General features: G+C 71.4%; 19 protein-coding genes. 6 read left to right on the top strand and 13 right to left on the bottom strand.

Annotation, left to right across the window (positions count from 1 at the left end; translation table 11 throughout):
• Positions 1 to 66: 66 nt before the first annotated feature.
• Both ABZ945_RS19155 and ABZ945_RS19150 read right to left on the bottom strand, forming a co-directional pair.
• Complete coding sequence (locus ABZ945_RS19155) at positions 67 to 2,601, bottom strand: FtsX-like permease family protein (RefSeq protein WP_361270665.1); 2,535 nt, start codon at positions 2,599 to 2,601, stop codon at positions 67 to 69.
• A 57-nt stretch (positions 2,602 to 2,658) separates the two neighbouring features.
• Positions 2,659 to 3,507 carry an ABC transporter ATP-binding protein gene (locus ABZ945_RS19150; protein WP_361270662.1) on the bottom strand — a complete coding sequence of 283 codons (849 nt, stop codon included), beginning with the start codon at positions 3,505 to 3,507 and terminating at the stop codon, positions 2,659 to 2,661.
• A gap of 195 nt (positions 3,508 to 3,702) precedes the next feature.
• Here ABZ945_RS19150 and ABZ945_RS19145 point away from each other — a divergent pair, with 195 nt between their 5' ends.
• Together ABZ945_RS19145 and ABZ945_RS19140 are read left to right on the top strand one after the other, a co-directional pair.
• Positions 3,703 to 5,037 carry a histidine kinase gene (locus tag ABZ945_RS19145; protein ID WP_361270659.1) on the top strand — a complete coding sequence of 445 codons (1,335 nt, stop codon included), beginning with the start codon at positions 3,703 to 3,705 and terminating at the stop codon, positions 5,035 to 5,037.
• Positions 5,034 to 5,729, top strand: coding sequence for a response regulator transcription factor (locus ABZ945_RS19140; protein ID WP_361270656.1), 696 nt, complete (start codon positions 5,034 to 5,036; stop codon positions 5,727 to 5,729). Before ABZ945_RS19145 ends, ABZ945_RS19140 begins: the two co-directional genes overlap by 4 nt.
• A gap of 25 nt (positions 5,730 to 5,754) precedes the next feature.
• Here ABZ945_RS19140 and ABZ945_RS19135 read toward each other — a convergent pair whose 3' ends face one another.
• Positions 5,755 to 7,014, bottom strand: coding sequence for an alpha/beta fold hydrolase (locus ABZ945_RS19135; RefSeq protein WP_361270760.1), 1,260 nt, complete (start codon positions 7,012 to 7,014; stop codon positions 5,755 to 5,757).
• 416 nt (positions 7,015 to 7,430) lie between these two features.
• On the opposite strand from ABZ945_RS19135, the gene ABZ945_RS19130 reads away from it, so the two are divergent.
• Together ABZ945_RS19130 and ABZ945_RS19125 are read left to right on the top strand one after the other, a co-directional pair.
• The gene (locus ABZ945_RS19130) at positions 7,431 to 8,258 is read left to right on the top strand and encodes a hypothetical protein (protein ID WP_361270653.1); all 828 of its coding nucleotides are present in this window, start codon (positions 7,431 to 7,433) and stop codon (positions 8,256 to 8,258) included.
• A 313-nt stretch (positions 8,259 to 8,571) separates the two neighbouring features.
• Positions 8,572 to 8,985, top strand: coding sequence for a hypothetical protein (locus tag ABZ945_RS19125; protein WP_361270651.1), 414 nt, complete (start codon positions 8,572 to 8,574; stop codon positions 8,983 to 8,985).
• Between the two features lie 176 nt (positions 8,986 to 9,161).
• On the opposite strand, the gene ABZ945_RS19120 is transcribed toward ABZ945_RS19125, so the two are convergent.
• The 10 genes from ABZ945_RS19120 to ABZ945_RS19075 form a co-directional block, all read right to left on the bottom strand.
• Positions 9,162 to 9,503 carry a MazG-like family protein gene (locus tag ABZ945_RS19120; protein WP_361270648.1) on the bottom strand — a complete coding sequence of 114 codons (342 nt, stop codon included), beginning with the start codon at positions 9,501 to 9,503 and terminating at the stop codon, positions 9,162 to 9,164.
• 27 nt (positions 9,504 to 9,530) lie between these two features.
• Complete coding sequence (locus ABZ945_RS19115) at positions 9,531 to 10,343, bottom strand: endonuclease/exonuclease/phosphatase family protein (protein WP_361270646.1); 813 nt, start codon at positions 10,341 to 10,343, stop codon at positions 9,531 to 9,533.
• A complete protein-coding gene (gene tmk / locus ABZ945_RS19110; RefSeq protein ID WP_361270644.1) occupies positions 10,340 to 10,957 on the bottom strand; it encodes a dTMP kinase in 618 nt (205 codons plus the stop codon). The genes ABZ945_RS19115 and tmk overlap by 4 nt, the downstream gene beginning before the upstream one ends.
• A complete protein-coding gene (locus ABZ945_RS19105; protein WP_361270642.1) occupies positions 10,954 to 11,406 on the bottom strand; it encodes a hypothetical protein in 453 nt (150 codons plus the stop codon). Before ABZ945_RS19105 ends, tmk begins: the two co-directional genes overlap by 4 nt.
• The gene (locus tag ABZ945_RS19100; protein WP_361270639.1) at positions 11,385 to 12,068 is read right to left on the bottom strand and encodes a radical SAM protein; all 684 of its coding nucleotides are present in this window, start codon (positions 12,066 to 12,068) and stop codon (positions 11,385 to 11,387) included. The genes ABZ945_RS19105 and ABZ945_RS19100 overlap by 22 nt, the downstream gene beginning before the upstream one ends.
• Before the next feature lie 135 nt (positions 12,069 to 12,203).
• Positions 12,204 to 12,557, bottom strand: coding sequence for a hypothetical protein (locus ABZ945_RS19095; RefSeq protein ID WP_361270637.1), 354 nt, complete (start codon positions 12,555 to 12,557; stop codon positions 12,204 to 12,206).
• Entirely contained in the window at positions 12,557 to 12,943 is a 387-nt protein-coding gene (locus ABZ945_RS19090; protein ID WP_361270635.1) for a hypothetical protein, read from the bottom strand. The genes ABZ945_RS19095 and ABZ945_RS19090 overlap by 1 nt, the downstream gene beginning before the upstream one ends.
• 1,038 nt (positions 12,944 to 13,981) lie before the next feature.
• Positions 13,982 to 14,263, bottom strand: a complete 282-nt coding sequence (locus tag ABZ945_RS19085; protein ID WP_361270632.1) for a hypothetical protein — start codon at positions 14,261 to 14,263, stop codon at positions 13,982 to 13,984.
• Positions 14,264 to 14,450: 187 nt separating this feature from the next.
• Positions 14,451 to 14,894, bottom strand: a complete 444-nt coding sequence (locus ABZ945_RS19080; RefSeq protein WP_361270630.1) for an ATP-binding protein — start codon at positions 14,892 to 14,894, stop codon at positions 14,451 to 14,453.
• Positions 14,891 to 15,184: a hypothetical protein gene (locus ABZ945_RS19075; RefSeq protein ID WP_361270628.1), complete on the bottom strand. Its 294-nt coding sequence runs from the start codon at positions 15,182 to 15,184 to the stop codon at positions 14,891 to 14,893. The genes ABZ945_RS19080 and ABZ945_RS19075 overlap by 4 nt, the downstream gene beginning before the upstream one ends.
• Before the next feature lie 46 nt (positions 15,185 to 15,230).
• Here ABZ945_RS19075 and ABZ945_RS19070 point away from each other — a divergent pair, with 46 nt between their 5' ends.
• A complete protein-coding gene (locus ABZ945_RS19070; RefSeq protein WP_361270627.1) occupies positions 15,231 to 15,470 on the top strand; it encodes a hypothetical protein in 240 nt (79 codons plus the stop codon).
• Positions 15,471 to 15,663: 193 nt separating this feature from the next.
• Positions 15,664 to 17,085, top strand: a complete 1,422-nt coding sequence (locus ABZ945_RS19065) for a helix-turn-helix transcriptional regulator (RefSeq protein WP_361270625.1) — start codon at positions 15,664 to 15,666, stop codon at positions 17,083 to 17,085.
• The last annotated feature ends 4 nt before the right edge of the window (positions 17,086 to 17,089 follow it).

Here is a 17,089-nt window from a genome sequence, read left to right as displayed (position 1 = left end):
AGCGCGGAGGACCCCGGAGTACGGCATGAGCGGCCGCGCACCCGGACATTCCGTACGCGTCCGGGGCTACTCCGCCTTGATGGCGGCGAGCAGGTCCAGGTGGGCGGTGCGGCGGGCGGGCCAGAGGGCGGCGAGGATTCCGACCAGGCCGGCCAGCGCCAGGAAGAGGGCCAGTCGCCCCCAGGGCAGGACGAGGGCGAAACCGGGCATGTCGCGGGCGAGCAGCCGGCTACCGGCCCAGCCGAAGAAGACGCCGAGTCCGATACCGAGGAGACCGCCGAAGAGGGAGACGGCCGACGCCTCCAGGCGCACCGTGCGCTTGGCGTCGCGCCGGTCCAGTCCGACGGCGCGCAGCATGCCGATCTCCGGCGCGCGCTCGGTCACGGACAGGGCCAGGGTGTTGACGACGCCGAGCAGGGCGACGACCACGGCCATGGCGAGCAGCCCGTAGAGGAGGTTGAGCATCATGGTGGTGCCGCGGGCGATGGAGGCGGAGACGTCCTGTTTGCTCTGGACGAGGACGGCCGGGTTGTCGCCCAGCGCCCGGGCGATGCGGTGCCTGGCGGTGTCGCCAGGTCCGTCGTCGGTCTTCACCAGGATCTGCCGGGCCGTCGGGGCCGGCAGGTACGGATCGAGGGTGCGGGTGTCCATGACGATGCCGGCCAGCAGGTCGTCGGCCCGGAAGACGCCGGAGACGGTCAACCGGTCCCGCGCGCCGTCCGGGTAGGTGATCGGCACGGTGCTGCCGAGGCGCCAGCCGCGCTGCCGCGCGGTGTCCGTGGAGACGGCGACGCCGCGGCCGCGCAGGGCGGTGAGCGATCCCTCGGTGAATTCGGGGCGGAGCAGCCGGGACACGCTGGCGGCGTCCACGCCGGTGACGAAGGCGTCCTGGCCGGCGATCCGGACCGGGGCCTCACGCAGGGGGCTCACGGCGCCGACCCCCTCGACCCGTGCGAGGCGCTTCTCCACGGAGGCGGAGAGCGGGTCGTAGGTGGCCATGCGCACCACGTAGTCGGCCGAGAGGGTCGCCGTGGCCCGCCGCTCGATGCTCCGCTGGCCGCTGACCGCCCCCACGGTCAGCGCGGTGATGAGGGCCAGGCCGATGGTGAGGGCGGAAGCGGTGGCCGCGGTACGGCGCGGGTTGCGCAGGGCGTTCCCGCGGGCGAGCCTGCCGGGGACCCCGAAGGCGCGCAGCACGGGGGTGGCGGCGGCGATGAACGGGCGGCAGAGCAAGGGCGTGAGGACCAGGACTCCGGTCGTCAGGACCGCCCCGCCCAGCATCATGACCAGCTGGCCTTCGTCCCAGGTCATCCCCGTCGCGGCCAGGACCGTGACGGTGCCGATCGCGGTGATCACGGCGCCCAGGGTGTTGCGCACGGCCAGGGAGCGGGGGGTGGCCACCGCGTACACGCTGCCCATCGCGGCCACCGGCGGGATCTTCGCGGCCCGGCGGGCCGGCAGCCACGCGGCCAGCATGGTGACGCCGATGCCGAGGGTGAAGGAGGTGACGACCGTGGCCGGAGTGAGGGTCAGCGGGCCGTCGGGCAGCGCGTGTCCTCCCTTGCCGAGCGACGAGGCCAGTGGGCGCAGCGCGGCGGCGACGCCGAAGCCGCCGGCGAGCCCCGCCACCGAGGCCGTCAGCCCGACGAGGAAGGCCTCCGCGAGGACGGAGCGGGTCACCTGTCGGCGGGTGGCGCCCACCGCGCGCAGCAGGGCCAGCTCCCTGGTGCGCTGGGCGACGAGCATGGTGAAGGTGTTGCCGATGAGGAAGGTTCCGACGAACAGCGCGATCCCGGCGAAGACCAGCAGGGTGGCGCGCAGACTGGTCACGCCGCTCTCGACCCGCAGGGCCTGGGACGCGGCGAGTTCCGCTCCGGTGGTGGACCGCAGTCCTTCGGGCAGCACCTTGTCGACGGCCGCCGCGAGGGCGGTCTGTGAGACCCCGGGTGCGGCCGTGACGTCGATCTCGGTGAACTCCCCCGGTTTTGCGAGGAATCGCTGCGCGGTGGGGGTGTCGAACAGGGCGAGGGTGCCGCCCGCGGCGACCTCGCCGCTGTCCGTGGTGAAGATCCCGACGAGCCGCGGGGTACGGACCGGACCGTCGCTGGACAAGCGGACGGTGTCGCCCACGCGGTAGCCGGCCCGCTCCGCGGTCCGGGCGTCCAGAGCCACCTCGTCCGGGCCCTTCGGGGCGCGGCCGTCCCGGAACGGGTAGCGGGGGTCGCGGGCGCCGCCGTCCGCGGTGTGGTTGGTCCCCAGGGTGGACCATCCTTCTCCCATCAGGGCGCCGTTCTTCCCGGCGACGGCGGTGAAGCCGGTGACCACGCCGGTCACCGACCGCACCCCGGGCGCCTTCGCCACCCGGTCCACGAGTCGCTGATCGAGTGTGGGCGTATCCGCCCGGGCCGGCGCGCCGTCCGATCGGACGGCGACGTCCAGGTGACCGAAGCCCCTGGACGAGCTGTTCTGGTACGCGGTGGAGACGGAGGAGGTGAAGACCAGGGTTCCGGCGACGAAGGCCACGCCGAGCGTCACGGCGAGGACGGTCATCAGCAGCCTGGCCCGGTGCGCGAGCACGGTGCGCAGGGCGGTTCGCAACATGGGTGATCAGTCCTGGGAGGAGAGGCGGAGGTGACCGGGCACGAGAGCGTCGGCGGGTCAGCCGGATCGCCCGCCCGGGAGGGGCCCGGAGCGGGGGGAGGGGGCCGGCGGGAGACCCGGCATCAGATCGAGCACCCGCTCGGGCGTCGGCCGGTGGAGGGAGTCGACGACCCGGCCGTCGGCGAAGAAGACCACGCGGTCCGCGTAGGAGGCGGCGACGGGATCATGGGTGACCATGACCACGCTCTGGCCCCACTCCCGTACGGACGAGCGCAGGAAGCCCAGCACTTCGGCCCCGGAGTGCGAGTCGAGATTGCCGGTGGGTTCGTCCGCGAAGATGATCTCGGGGCGGGAGGCCAGTGCGCGGGCGACGGCGACCCGCTGCTGCTGGCCGCCGGAGAGCTGGGAGGGGCGGTGCGCGAGGCGGTCCGACAGGCCCACCGTGTCGACGACCCGGGCCATCCACTCCCGGTCCGGCTTCCGTCCCGCGATGTCCATCGGCAGCGTGATGTTCTCCCCGGCCGTGAGCGTCGGCACCAGGTTGAACGCCTGGAAGACGAAGCCGACCTTGTCCCGGCGCAGCCGGGTGAGCTGCCGGTCCCCCAGACCGGACAGCTCGACGCCGCCGATCCTGGCGGTGCCGGAGGAGACGGCGTCCAGACCCGCCATGCAGTGCATCAGGGTGGACTTCCCCGAGCCCGAGGGGCCCATGATCGCGGTGAAGCGGCCGCGGTCGAACTCCACGGACACGGAGTCCAGCGCGGTCACCCGGGTCTCGCCCTGGCCGTAGACCTTGGTCAGATCCGTGGCCGAGGCCGCCACGGCGTCGGCGGCCCGCTCGACCGCCCGCGCGATCAGGGGATGCGGCGTCGATCCGGGCCGCCGCGTTCCAGGATGCTGCGACATGGCGGAGGGCTCCATTCGGCCGGGGGAGGATGACGGAAGGCGGGGGCGGTGTGGTGGCCGGTCCCTCTCCCGTACACCGATCATCCGAGGAGAGGGGGCCGGTGCGGATCCACCGGAATGCCGAACGACTCCCGCCGGCCGCATCGGCTCTTCGGCCGATGCGGCATGCCGGACGCGGTCGTAACGTGAGGCGGCATGATCCACGCCTTCCGGGGACGCTCCCGCATCCATCAGACCCTGCTCGTGCTGGCGGGCATCCCCGTCCTCGCGCTGCTCGTCGCCGAAGGACTCAACACCGGCTTCGCCCCCACCGCGGCGGCCACCGCCGCCACCGGCGCCCTGTGCGTGGCGGCCCTGGTCGTACCGCCCGCACGCTTCCCCCTCGTCGCCGGCTGCGCCGTGGCCGCGTCACTGGCGCTGTCGCTGGCCACGCTGGGCCTGACCCAACGGCCCGAGAACACCCCGGGGACCACGGAACTGTGCGCACTGGTGCTGGTGGTCGCCCGCGCGGTGCGCCGGGAGCCGCTGCTGCGGATCATCGCCCTCGCGCTCCCGGCGAGCGCCGCCGCCGGACTGCTCCTCCTGCGGCTTCCGGAAGCCTCCTACGGCCAGGTGGCCGCCTACGGGGCGCCGGCCGTCCTCTTCGCCCTGGTGCTGATGGTGGTCCTGGGGCTGTATCTGCGGGTCGTCGACGCGCTGCGCGACCGCGAGCGGGCGGCCGTGGAGCAGGCCGCACGGCAGGACGAACGACTGGAGCACGCACGGGAGTTGCATGACTTCGTGGCACACCATGTGACCGCGATCGTCACCCAGGCCAAGGCGGCCCGCTATGTCACCTCGGCCGGCCGGACGCTGCCACCCGCCGAAGTGGACCGGATGTTCACCGCGATCGAGGACGCCGGCTCACAGGCGATGGAGTCGATGCGCGGCATGGTCTCCATGCTGCGCGCACCGGGGAACCCGGCCGCCACCCGCCCGGGAGGCGGTCTCACCCAGATCCGCGACCTGGTCGAGGGTTTCTCGACCGCGGGCCGGCCGGCGGCCCGGCTCACCATCAGCCCCCTGCTCGCGGAGCGTTCCCTGCCACCGGAGATCAGCACCACGGTGCACCGCCTGGTGCGGGAAGCGCTCACCAACATCCGCAAGCACGCCGGCACCGCCGGGCAGGTGAGCGTGGACATCCGGCTCCCCGACGACGGCTCCGACCTGCTGCATGTCTCGATCGCGGACGACGGCACGTCCGCGGGCGGCACGGCGCACCGCACATCGGCCGGCGCCCCCGGCCGCCCGCCGGCCACCAAGGCCGGCGCCGCCGGTCCGCCCTCGCCCGGCCGGTCGCGCGGCGGCTTCGGCCTCCTCGGTCTGGCCGAACGCGTCGAGGCGATCGGGGGCCACCTCACCGCGGGCCCCCGGCAGGGCCGTCCCGGCTGGGAGGTCGTCGCCGGCATCCCCCTCCCTCCGGCTTCCGGGCGCACCGCCCGCACCCGGCCGCCGGCGGCCCCGACCGACTCTGCCACCATGGCACCATGACGATCCGGGTCCTCATCGCCGACGACCAGGAGATGATCCGGTCGGCCTTCGGCATGATCCTCGGTGCCCAGCCGGACATGGAGGTCGTCGCCGAGGCGGCCGACGGCACCACCGCCGTGGAGGAGGCCCGCCGGCTCCGCCCCGACGTCTGCCTGCTGGACATCCGCATGCCCGGAACGGACGGTCTGACGGCGACCCGCCTGCTGGCCGGACCCGACGTTCCCGACCCGCTCAACGTCCTGATCGCCACCACCTTCGACCTCGACGAATACGTCTACCAGGCCCTGCGCAACGGCGCCTGCGGCTTCCTCCTCAAGGACGGCGCCCCGGCCCTCCTCGCCGAGGCCGTCCGCGCCGCGGCCGCCGGCAACTCCCTGATCTCGCCCGCCGTCACCGTCCGCCTCCTGCGGCACATGGCCCCGCCCCCACCGCACGCTCCCGGCTCCCGTACCGCCCCTTCCACCCCGCGCCCGGGCGGACGGCTCGACGCCCCCCTCACCCAGCGCGAGCTCGACGTCGTCCGCCTCATCGCCCGCGGCCGCACCAACGAGGAGGTGGCGGCGGAGCTCTACGTCACCCACTCCACCGTCAAGACCCACCTGGGCAACATCCAGCGCAAACTCGACGCCCGCAACCGCGTCGAGATCGCCGCCTGGGCCTGGGAGACCGGAGTCTGCACCAGCCGGGAATGAACCGGGCGGCCGGTGGTGCGTCCGGTCACGCGTCGGTGACACCTCCTCCGGTCTCGCGCACCAGGTCCAGCAGGCGGGTGAGGACCCTTTCGTCGCCGACGCCGTCGTGCTCGTACTCATTGGTGACCCACACGCGCGTGTTGCCGACCCTGGCGGCGGTGTCCAGTTGGAGACCCGCGTCCACGTACATGTCGTCGTGGTAGACGGCGGCGGCGACCGGGACGTCGTTGGCGGCCAGCCGGGCCGGTTCGTACAGCCGCGGCCAGCTGTCGCGTTCGGCGAGCAGTTCCACCGCCGGCCGGAAGGGACGGAGCGCGGCGATCTCCTCGAACATCCAGGGGTAGATCATCTCGCCGGTGAACAGCAGGGGCCGGGCGGTTTCGGCGAACTGCGGGTGCCGATGCCGTTCCGCCTCGGCGGCCCATCCGGTCGAGCCGCTCCCGTGGCCGTAGATGCTCTCCTGGAGCGCCGCGAACAGCGGATTGCCGCTGAAGGAGGTCCTGGCCAGCACCTGGTGCAGGAAGGTCGCCGACAGCTCCGTTCCGTCGAACGCCTCGTCCAGCAGCCAGTGCAGGCGTTCGTGCCCCGGCTTCATTCCGAGGTCGATGCCCAGCGACTGCAGGCGCCGGACGGTCAGCAGGTCACCGTCGGGAAGCCGCACCTCCCGTTCGGCGAGCCGGTCGGCGATCCGGCCGACGTGCTCCGCCTGGTGGGGGTAGCGCCGGTAGAACAGCGCGTTCTTCGCCGCGACCCGGGGGTAGGTGCGCCGGTAGACCTCGGCGGCCGAGGGTTCGAGGGCGGGCAGTCCGCCGGTGACATGGCAGGCGCTGAGTCCCTCGGGGGCCTGTGACAGATAGGTCAGGGTGATGAAGCCGCCGTAGGACTGGCCGAGGGTGGACCAGCGCCGACCGCCGTACAGGGTCCTGCGCAGGTACTCGTGGTCGGCCACGATGGCATCGGCTCGGAAGCACGCCAGGAAGTCCGCGCCCTGGCGGGCGGTGGCGAAGGCGTCCATCCGCCGACCGTCGATCCGGGTGCTGCGGCCGGTGCCGCGCTGGTCGACCAGGACCACCCGATGGGCTTTCAGCGCCACCCCGAGCCACCCGCTGAGATCGAGCGGCCGCGGCCCTTTGCCACCAGGGCCGCCCTGGAGGTAGACGAGGCAGGGCAAGTCCTCGCCGCAGCGCACGGGATCGGCGATGTCGCGGACGAACAGGTCGATGGTGCCGCGGTCGGGATCGGACCAGTCGAGCGGAACCTCGACGGTCTGCTCCCGCACCCGCATGCCGGGGATGGTGTAGGCGACGGTGCCGCTCACGCGCTCACTCTCCGCCCGTACGACCCCGTGCTATGTGGCATTGCACTGACTCTAGGGCCCCGGCTCGGCGAACGGCAAGAGGCACCCGAGGCCTTCCGGCCACACGGAAAGGTCTGCCACCACGCCCCCCACACACAGCCCGGCGCGGCACCCTGCCCCCTCAACCAGCCAGGAGACAAAGGCGTGTTGCCCTCCCCCCGGCAAGGGTCTACCTTCTTGCCGCAACACAGCCAACCGCCCTGGAACGGGCCCGTCCGTTTCCCTCCGAGAGGCCACCCACCATGATCGATTCCGATTCCGGCAAACCGCCACGGGGTCTTCCCAGCCCGCCGACGGCACCGTCCGACCCGTCGAAACGAGCCATCAGGCGCCGCTGGCAGGCCGTGGCGCTGAGCCTGACCCTGCTGGGCACCGCGGCAGGGATCAGCCACGCGAGCACCGGCCCCCAGAACCCACCCGCGAGGACGACCGCCCTCCACGCGACTGCCGCCGCCGTACAGAGCCCGGTACCGCAGGACGTGGTACGGCGGTACAACCTGGACACCCGCTGGTACACCAAGTACGTGGCCGGACCCACGGACCCGCAGACCGGGCTCCCGCTGCCGGTGCTCGGGTCGGCGAGGATCCAGGACGCCACCCTGCTCAAGGCGGCGCGCCAGCTGGACACCCTGACCCGCACCTACCCGTACCACCCGATAGGCGAGCTGAACCGACGCAAGGTCCGCGTCGTGCTCACCGCCCGGTCCGAGAAGATGAGCTCCATCCCCGAGGTCAGGGCGCGGTACGGCACGTCCCTGGACGAGCGGTACTGGGCCGGCATGGGCGCGACCGACAGCCTGCCCCTGTCGGTGGGCACCGAGGCCAACCTCGTGGACAACCAGGGCGGCGAGAACTGCTACGCCCACGAGTTCGGCCACTCGGTCGCCGACATGGCCCTCACCCACATCGACCCCGACTTCCAGCGGCAGCTCGACGCCGCTCTCGCCAACGCCCGCGCGAAGGGCCTGTGGCGCAACACCTACGCGCAGACCAACTACCACGAGTACTGGGCCGAAGGACTCCAAAGCTACTTCGACATCAACCGGGCCGGACCCGCCGGTGGGGACGGTGTCCACAACGACATCGACACCCGCTCCGAACTCCAGCGCTACGACGCGCAGTTGTTCACCCTGCTCGACCGCGTCTACCGGGGCGCCAAGCTCCCCTCCTGAACGGGACGCCGCACCCGGCCGGACGACGACCGGACAGCGCCGCCCAACTCCCCCGGCCCCTTCGCACATTCTCCGACCAGCGCCTTCTTCGCTCCCCTGTGACATTTCACATGTCATGTGTCTTCGAGCCGGAGACACGGGTCCGACGTCAGGGCGTCTACGGATGACCGAAGGGGCTCAACCGTCCGGCCCGGCGAAGTCGCCGGGCCGGACCCCATCCGGTGCCGGCCGGGGGCGAGTCGTTCGGGCCGCGGTGCCCGCGGGCCGGCCGCCCCCCGGCAGGCGATCTCCGCACCCATTGGGCCTCGGACCCATGGCGGTGCGCCGCCGCCGGCACGTCCGAGAGCACCACCCCAACGCCACGATGGCCGCCGACCCCAACCTCGCCGAGCTGCGTGCCGCCGGTCTGCGCCCCGGCGTCACCGACCCCGTATACGCGGCCGCGTTGGTCCACCCGCTCTTTCTGCACGGACTCCGTCAGACCGTGACAGGAATCGGCGCCGCGCTGCGGGGACCAGGCGCCTGGCACCGGGCCGCCGCGTTAGCCGTGGTCCTTGCCGCCGCCTATGGGGCGGGCGGCTGGGCGGCCGTCATCTGCGGCGCCCTCATCCCCCGACTGCTGCTGGGACGGAACACCGTCATCCGCCGCCACCGCGGCGCTCTCGACCGCGACGGACTCGTGGCTGCCGGCGAGCGCGACTCGGGGGCGAGCCAATCCGCGTGGTGACCCACCCTGCCTCTCAAGGCCACCTGCCCGCACCGTGCCTGGCGCGCGCAGGCCTCCGAGCCGACCCGGGTTGAGACAAGCCGGTTCGGAGTCTCAGTGACCTTGCTGTCGCCGGGCTCTGAGGGTGATGTGCCGCATCGGGCGACAGTGCCACGAGAGGGAGAAGGGCAGTGGTGCTACTCGTCCGTCGCCCTTTCCGGGGGCGTGACCCGGTCCACGAGGAACCGGAGCCGGGCGTCGAACTCCTTGCCCCCGCCCTCCGGATCGAGCGTGGTGAGCGCCACCAGGGTCGTCACCGCCACATCCACCAGTTCCTTCCGCACGTCCTTCCAGGAGTGAGACGCCCCCTTCCTCGGGTTCGCGCTGTACACCCCGTGCAAGGCCTCCGCCACCTCACCGAACTCCTCACCGATCTTGAGCACGCGCATCATCACGCGCTCCCGCTCGGTCAGCTCGCCGGCGTTCGCATCCAGCCACTCGCGGATACGGTTGACCTGGTCCCACTGCTCACTGCTCATCTGTCACTCCTGTTGGCCGTACGGGGATCAGAACAAGGCCGCCACGGGCTCCGCGGCCAGGATCGGGCTGGTCACCGTCAGGGGAACTGTCGCGGTCACGCCAAGCTCCACGGACAGGGCGGAGTGGTCGGTCAGCCGGTCCGCCATGGTGCGCGGCTCGTGCACATACCGGCAGCCCGTCACGCGGGCCGCCAGGGGCCCGGAGGCGAAGGCGTGGTCGTAGCGGTAGGCGTCGCCGGTCCGGCCAACCCAGGAGTACTCCAAGGCTTCCGGGGCCAGGAGGCGGAAGGCGTCCCGGTAGCCGGCCGCGCCGAGCCCGGTGTAGAACCCGTACTCCCAGGCCTGGAAGCTCCGGTAGCGGGGGACGTGGGTGGGCTCCAGGATGTTGAAGTCGCCGAGGACAAGGCGGTGCCCGGCCTCCCCGGTGGGCAGGGCGGCGGCCAGGTCCTCCAGGAACGTCCGCTTCCTGGCGAGCTTCGCCTCCGTGGCGTCCCGGGACGGCACGTATACCCCGACGATCTCCAGCGGCCCTGTGCTGGTCCGCACGGTCACGGCGGCCACTCGGTGCGGGAGGTAGTCCATCAGCAGCCGGAGCGGGCTCGTAGTGAGACGGGAGGCGATCATCACGCCCCGCTCCCGGGTTCCCTGCGGCGGCCGCGGAAAGGTCACCGAGTAGCCGGCCCGCTCCAAGGCCTCGGCCAGGAATTCGCACCCCGCGCTCCGTGCGGTCTCCGTCAGTACGAGAACCGGCTCCGGCCGCTGCGCAAGGTAGGCGAGCTGGCGCTCGGCGCGCTCCCGGCTGGGGTTGTTCAGGTTGAACGTGAGCACGTCCAGCGTCACGGCTGGTCCTTCCGGAGTCGGTTGATCGCGGCGACGATCGTGCGGGCGACGTCCTCGGCCGGCACGTGGGAGGCGTCCACCTCCAGGAGGCGATGGCCCTTGTTACGTAGAAACCTAGCGGCCTCCGCGAAGTACGCGCACTCCACGCGGGTGGAGTCCTCGACGCGTTCGTATCGGGAGTGCGTGCCCCGCGCGGTGAGCCGAGCCTCGATCACGTCCGGCCGGCCGCTCACCACCACGGTCAGATCCGGCTGAATCGCCTTCTCATTTAGGAGCCATACGAACTCGCGGTCCACTCCGTCCATGCACTGGAGTGCGAGGCTGCCGGCGATGTACCGGTCACAGACCACGGTCTCCCCGCGCTCCAGCGCCGGCCCGATCACCTCGCCGTGCTGGAAGCGGTCGGCTGCGATCAGGCACGCCATGGCCTCGCCTTGGTAGTCGTCCGTGCCATGCCGTGCCAGGGTGCCCAGGGCGGTGTCCGTGGGCTCCCGGGTCGCGAGCGCGGGGATGCCTTCCGCACTGAGGAATTGGGCGACGCGGGCCGTGACGGTGGACTTCCCGACCCCGCCCGGCCCTTCGATAGCGACCAGGAGGCCGCGACTCCGGGTCACGAAACACCGACCAGGAGAAGGGCGCGCGTCTGGGGTGGGACTACCGGACACTGTTCCGTGTCCACCGCCCCGATCCGCTTGCCTGCGGCCACCACAGCGGCCGGGCAGCCCTTCCCGCACGAGGGCGAGAGCGAACACGCGCCGCACGTCGGGTTCCCGCCGACGTCCCACCGGTCGGAGAACTTGCCGTAGGCGTCCAGGCGGATCGCGACGTCGTAGTGCTGCCAGACGTTGCCGACGAGGAAGTCCGTATCAGGGTGCTGGGACACCCGAGTTCGCGCGGCGAAGACGAGGTAGGGGCAGATCGCCATGTCCCCGTTGGTGAAGACATAGACGATGTTGCCGGCCTCGCAGCCCGCCAAGGGCTTGCCTTCCACGTTCGGGAACCGGATGTTCACCATTTCCAGCGGGCCGGCCGCCTCGGCCGTCATGGCGGCGATATCCCGCATCCGCTCGTCCGGCGTGCGGAGCTTGCCCTGCGCCTTCTTCGATGCCCCCGGCCCATCCTCCCCAACGGGTTCATCAGGACGTCCGTGGCGCCGTACTCCCGGGCGAACTCCACCAGCTCCCGGTACTCTCGGTCCTCCGCGAGGTTGTTCGGCGTGCATAACAGGCCCTGGAGGATTCCGACGCGGGCGAACCGCTTCATGGTATCCACCGTCTCGGCGAAGCACCCTTCGAGCATGCGGAACGTGTCGTGCGACTCCGGCGCGAAGCCGTCCAGCGACACGTTCATGTGCACGCCCCACTCCGCCAGGGCGGCGACCATCTCGTCGGAGCACATCGTGCCGTTGGTGCACACGCCCACCGACATGCCGGCGGCGCGGAACAGAGCGACGATCTCCAGGAGGTCCGGGTGCATCATCGGCTCCCCGCCGGTGATGGTCGCCTTCGTGACGCGGGCCGCCGCGAGCTGCGGGACCAGCTTGTCCCGGATGTCCTCCATCGCCATGTAGGTGCCACGCTCCGTGGCGACCACGAAGCAGTGAACGCACCTCGCGTTGCACGGCTCGCAGATCTGCACAAGGGCCTTGCGGGCGGGGTGGTCCACCGAGGTGCGGAAATAGCAGGACACGGCCTGCTCTCCCGTGATGATGGCGCGTCCGGACACAGGTGACCTCCGGGTCAGGTGGGTGTGGTGGCCCGGGCCCCGGCCGTGCGGTGGGTACGCGCGACCAGGGGCGGGCAGTGGAAGCCGGCAGCTTCTCGCGCTGCCGCCGGGTGGGCGGGGTCTCGCAGCCCGGGTCTATGGCTCGGGCGTCCGGTGCGGCCGTGCCCGGTCGGCTCGTTGATTGAGGTGGTCGTTCAGCAGGCCGACCGGATCACCGCTGATGGTGTCCAGGGCGATCAGCGCGGTAGTGATCGCCCCACACAGCCCCATGCGCACGTCCGACCACGACCGGGCGGCCCTGAGCGGCCGCGAGGACACGCCCACCATCTCGCGCACCGCCTCCGCCGCCCGACCGAACTCTTCGCCGACTGCGAGGACCCGCAGCAGCCGCCGCTCAAACTCCGTCAGGCCCCGGTCCTGCTCGTCCAGCCCCTCCCGGAGTCCGGTGACCCGCGCCGCGTACCGCTCCCAGGGGGATTCGTCGTCCATCACGCCTCTCCCGTGATTCGCGGCGATTTCCTGAGCGTCCTGATGGTGACGCCGGCACACCCGGCGGACCGGCCCCTGTCCCACGCTTCCAGCGGGTGCTCGGGCCAGCGGGAGATGGGGACCAGGCCGGGGTCGAGCAGCCCGACGATCTCCTCCCGCGTGCGCATCCGGTAGGTGACGCCCTCGGCCTCGCAGAGGCCGACCAGGTCGGAGGGCCGGCCCGGTGCCTTGTCGCAGGCGCGAGTCACAGACGGGGCGTTGTCCGGCGCCATCCAGGGGCGCAGGGTGGCCGGCATGTCGCCGAGCAGAGTGAGGCGCCCCTGCTCGACACCCAGAGAGCCGGTCAGCCCTTCCTCGTGCTTGGTGATCGTCGGGCGTTCGGTCATGTAGACCTCCAGGAGGCGGGTGTGTTGTGCTCGCCCGCGGCCGGGGCCGAGGGCGCCCGGGACGGCGGTGGAGGGCGGGTGCCGAGGGCGTGGGCGCGTATCAGCGCGGTGAACCGGCGGGCGCACTGCTCGCAGAAGTAGATCGGGGCATGGCCGAAATCCGCGTTCTGGGCGTCCCCGATCCACATCACCGGTGACTCGTAGTCATCGCACCGCCAGCAGCGGCCGTGCACCCACTCCTGGCCGTCCGGCCGAACCGCCCGGTCGCCGGCCGCGGACACCGCCACGGGACCGCTGGCGCCCCGGTCCGGTACGGCTGCGGAGAGGTACGGGGCCGATGGATCCGCGGTGCTGGGTGTCCAGGTGGGACTCATCGGAGTATCACGCCGTAGGTGAGGGCGCCGAAAGGCTCGGCCAAAGGCCAGGACGTACAGCAGTTGCTTAGTGCCGTCACTCATCGCGGTCCCCCTCGGACGAGGTGGAGGTGACGGCCAGGGCCGCCGCGGCACAGGTCGGCCCAGCAGGCCCGGCAGGTGTAGGTGGACATCCCGGGCCCGGACAGGCTCTCCCGCCACGTCCAGCGGGCCGGGTCCCGGGTCGTCGCCCGGCAGGACGAGCACACGACGAGGGGCCCGCGCGCGTGGAGTTCGGCCGGCGGCCCGGCGACAGCCTCGATCGCAGCCCGCAGCAGAACGGGGCTGGTGAACACCGGGCGACGACCGTCAGGGGGCCGGACCCACCGGGTGCCGGGGTGGTAGCCGCCGGGGCCCGGCACGAGGAAGCCGTCCCCGATGCCGTGGCACCGGACTCTGCCCCCGCTCGCATCCGGCCAATCCGCAGTGCCGCCGGGCGGCAGCGGCCAGATCAACCGTAAGCAGCTGGGGTCTTCGAGGACCGGGCCGGCAGCGTCGGCGAGAACGTCTACGACGAGCGCGCCCCACATGCCGGGAAGCGACACGGCGCTCCAGCCCTCATCGATCTCCACCCAAGCCACCTGGCCAGCGGGCGGCAGATACGGCGACGATGCGGCAGCCATGCTCATGTCGCCTTCACTTCCAGGTCGGACCCCCACTGATCCGACAGGGCCTCGACCAGCAGCAGACAGCGACCCCGATCGGCATCCGGGCCGGGCGTCCCCATCACCGGCTGCCGGGCCGAGACCGCCTTTACCACGCTGATGCGGATCGCAGCGACGCAGATCGTGCCGTCCTCGGCATGGCAGACGTCGTTCGCCACCAGGGTCGGGTCCCGGCACTCGATGTCCGCCGCCCGTAAGGCGTCACGTAGCTCTTCATTCGACGAGAACACCTCGCCGTACACAGGGGGGAACATGGGTAACTCCACGGTTCAGGGGGCATATCCAGAGATGAGCCGGATGGTGTGGCGGTAACCACCGCGTCGGACACGTTCCTTCAGCTGGCGTCAGTCCCCGCTGCGGAGAGGGTGACGGCAGCCGGTCGAGGGGAGCATCCACGGCGGTGACCTCCAGCGGCCTGACACCTGCAGGTCAGGGCTGCGATGCGTCCGTGATGACCAAGCACCAGACCTTCTTGCCGACGCCCCCCTCGTTCAAGCGGTACCCCCAGGAAGCCGCTACGGCATCGATCAGCGGGAGCCCGCGGCCGTCCAGAGCGTCGTCTGTCACCGGACGCGGCAGCGGTACGGCCGGGGAGGGGTCCTCGACGGTGATGAGCAGCCGGTTACCCATGCGGTGCACCACCAGCCGCACCTCTTCCCGCGCATGCCGACACCCGTGCCGAACCGCGTTGGCCACCAGCTCATGGGCCACGAGGACGACGAGGTCCGTGTTCTTCGGACAAGCCCAGATCAGCAGCTGCTGCTGCAACCGGCGCCTTACGTCTGCAACCGCCGGCAGTACAGAGGGAATCCGCGCGACGAAGGACTGATGGCGCGGCGCCCCGTACGTTCCCGTGTTCAGGACCGTGGTCAAGGTCGCACCTCCATGGGTGTCCCCTTCAGGAGGACCTCAAGCAGTCCGTCGAAAACGACCGCGAGCCGGCGCAGGTGTGACCAGCCGTCGGCATCGGGGACCGCGCTGCTGCCTGTGACGAGTGCGGCGGCGCGAGAGAGCAACTTGGCCACGTACCAGAGCAGTTCATGTCCGACACACTCCACGACCGCGGTCGCGAGCTTCCTGGCGGTGTCGCCCAGGCATACCGTCAACTCACCCTGTTCGTGATCGGAAGCAGCAGCGGCCCGGTCGAAGATCGTGTTGAGCATGTCGTGGAGGGGCTCAACAGGCCGCCCACCTCGGAGAAGATCTGACATGGGTGACAACTTCTGGGCGGAGCAGGGCTCCTGGTGTCCGGCAAGCAGCTGGGACGCCAGCGCGATGCTCGCAGCGCACTGGCGCGGCCTACCTGGCGCCGATGCTTCGGTGAAAGCGTCAGCGCCATCCTGTTCGTGTGAGGCGGTATCGGCCACCGTCGCGGTAGCGGACATCGAAGTCCTCCTCTCTGGAGCGTTCAAGGCGAAGCTGCGAGCTGCCCTGTCGGCGCTGACGTGATTCAGGGCCGGCATGGGGGTCGTTCGGATACCGTGGTCAGCTCGCACCAATGATGAGAACGCTCCACAACCCTGGTTGGGAGCCCTCAGGATGGGGCCCTGCAGGCTGGCCCCTTGGGGCTCCATGAGACCTGCCGACGCAATCGGAATCGGAATCGGTCTGAATGGAAAGCGGAAGTCACGGGAGGGGAAGTGTGGGACAGCAGCCGAACGAACTGACTCCACATGCCGGCCCGTGGCATCGCTGGGGCTACGAGCTACGCCAGTTCCGTCAGGCCCGTGGCCTGACGCAGCAGGTGCTCGCCCGCAGGGCATTGATCGACCGCTCCCATCTCGGGCGCTTCGAGCGCGCCGAGCGCCCCGTCCCGCGGCACGCGGCCATGGCTCTCGACAGGGCTCTTGACGCGGCCGGTGCATTGGTTCGCTGCTGGGATGAAGCGGAGCGGGAGGCTCCCCAGGGTGTCTCCGGGCCGGTGTCCAGAGCCGGGGCAGCGCCTCATGGGGCCAATGTGCGGGGCCATGGGGTCAACGACCTGGTGCCCCTGGCAGGGGACGCGTCCAGCCAGGCAGTCTCTCCGGGAGGCGACGTGGATACGGTCGTCGTTCCCGCCCGCATCCATGGAAGGATCTTCTTCGTGCCCGTGCCCCGCCGTGTCGTCCTCGCCTCCGGCCTCGCCGGCCTGGCCGCGACGGCCATCCCGGCCGGGGCGGCCGCCACGGAAATCGCCGACATGGATTCCCCCTTCGAGCACTTCACGCAGCTTCGCCGGGTGATGGTCCAGACCGACAACCTCATCGGCCCCCGGCACGTGCTCCCCGCGCTCCAGCAACACCTTGTCTCGCTCGCCACCAGACGCCGAGCCGCGCGCGGCACTGATGTCCTGAGGCTCCTCTCTCTGGAGACGCGATTCCAGGAGCTGGCCGGCTGGTTCGCCCAGGACATAGGAGACGAGCGCACCGCCCAAGGTCACACAGCGAGGGCACTCGACACCTCGCACATCACCGGCGACACCGACCTCACCGCATACGTCCTCGCCCGCAAGGCCCAGCTCGCGGTCGACACCGGGCACCCGGCCGATGCCCTCGGCCTCGCAGCCGCCGCTCGGCGAACCGCCCGTAGCGGGAGCCGAGTCGAAGTGATCGCCGTCTTGCACGGGGCCCACGCGCATGCCGTACTCGGTGAAGGAACCCAAGCCCACAGGGCGTACGACCTCGCCCTCACGCTGCTGGACCGCGCCGGTACCGACGGCGTCTGGGGGTCCTGGCTCGACGCAGCCTACGTCAGGACCGCCCGGGCTCGTTCCTTGGCCGCACTCGGCGACTACGAGCAGGCCGCGGCCGGTTTCGACACCGCCATCGCCGCACTTCCTCCCGTCTACCGCCGGGACCGCGGTGTCTACCTCGCCCGTGCTGCCCGCGCTCATGCGGGCACCGGCAACGCGACCCTGGCCGCCCGCATCGGTGTGCAGGCGGTGGGGATCGCCGCCGAGACCGGTTCCGCGCGGATCTTCGGTCAGCTCGACCGGCTCGACCAGGTGCTGGCGCCGGCAGCTGCAGAGGACGGCGTCGCCGAGTTCCGAGCCGCGCTCGACCGCATCGTCCTGCATCCCGCTTGACCCG

It is taken from the genome of Streptomyces sp. NPDC046887, from assembly GCF_040644755.1.
In the GTDB taxonomy this organism is placed as follows: Bacteria; Actinomycetota; Actinomycetes; order Streptomycetales; family Streptomycetaceae; genus Streptomyces; species Streptomyces lichenis.
Note: the sequence above shows the minus strand (reverse complement) of the source record. Positions and strands in the feature narration are given on the sequence as shown.

Coding starts and splice junctions, on each gene's coding strand:
- ABZ945_RS19155 (WP_361270665.1), bottom strand. CDS start 2,601: ATGTTGCGAACCGCCCTGCGCACCGTGCTCGCGCACCGGGCCAGGCTG.
- ABZ945_RS19150 (WP_361270662.1), bottom strand. CDS start 3,507: ATGTCGCAGCATCCTGGAACGCGGCGGCCCGGATCGACGCCGCATCCC.
- ABZ945_RS19145 (WP_361270659.1), top strand. CDS start 3,703: ATGATCCACGCCTTCCGGGGACGCTCCCGCATCCATCAGACCCTGCTC.
- ABZ945_RS19140 (WP_361270656.1), top strand. CDS start 5,034: ATGACGATCCGGGTCCTCATCGCCGACGACCAGGAGATGATCCGGTCG.
- ABZ945_RS19135 (WP_361270760.1), bottom strand. CDS start 7,014: ATGCGGGTGCGGGAGCAGACCGTCGAGGTTCCGCTCGACTGGTCCGAT.
- ABZ945_RS19125 (WP_361270651.1), top strand. CDS start 8,572: ATGGCGGTGCGCCGCCGCCGGCACGTCCGAGAGCACCACCCCAACGCC.
- ABZ945_RS19120 (WP_361270648.1), bottom strand. CDS start 9,503: ATGAGCAGTGAGCAGTGGGACCAGGTCAACCGTATCCGCGAGTGGCTG.
- ABZ945_RS19105 (WP_361270642.1), bottom strand. CDS start 11,406: ATGCGGGATATCGCCGCCATGACGGCCGAGGCGGCCGGCCCGCTGGAA.
- ABZ945_RS19095 (WP_361270637.1), bottom strand. CDS start 12,557: ATGGACGACGAATCCCCCTGGGAGCGGTACGCGGCGCGGGTCACCGGA.
- ABZ945_RS19090 (WP_361270635.1), bottom strand. CDS start 12,943: ATGACCGAACGCCCGACGATCACCAAGCACGAGGAAGGGCTGACCGGC.
- ABZ945_RS19075 (WP_361270628.1), bottom strand. CDS start 15,184: ATGCTCAACACGATCTTCGACCGGGCCGCTGCTGCTTCCGATCACGAA.
- ABZ945_RS19070 (WP_361270627.1), top strand. CDS start 15,231: ATGGGTGACAACTTCTGGGCGGAGCAGGGCTCCTGGTGTCCGGCAAGC.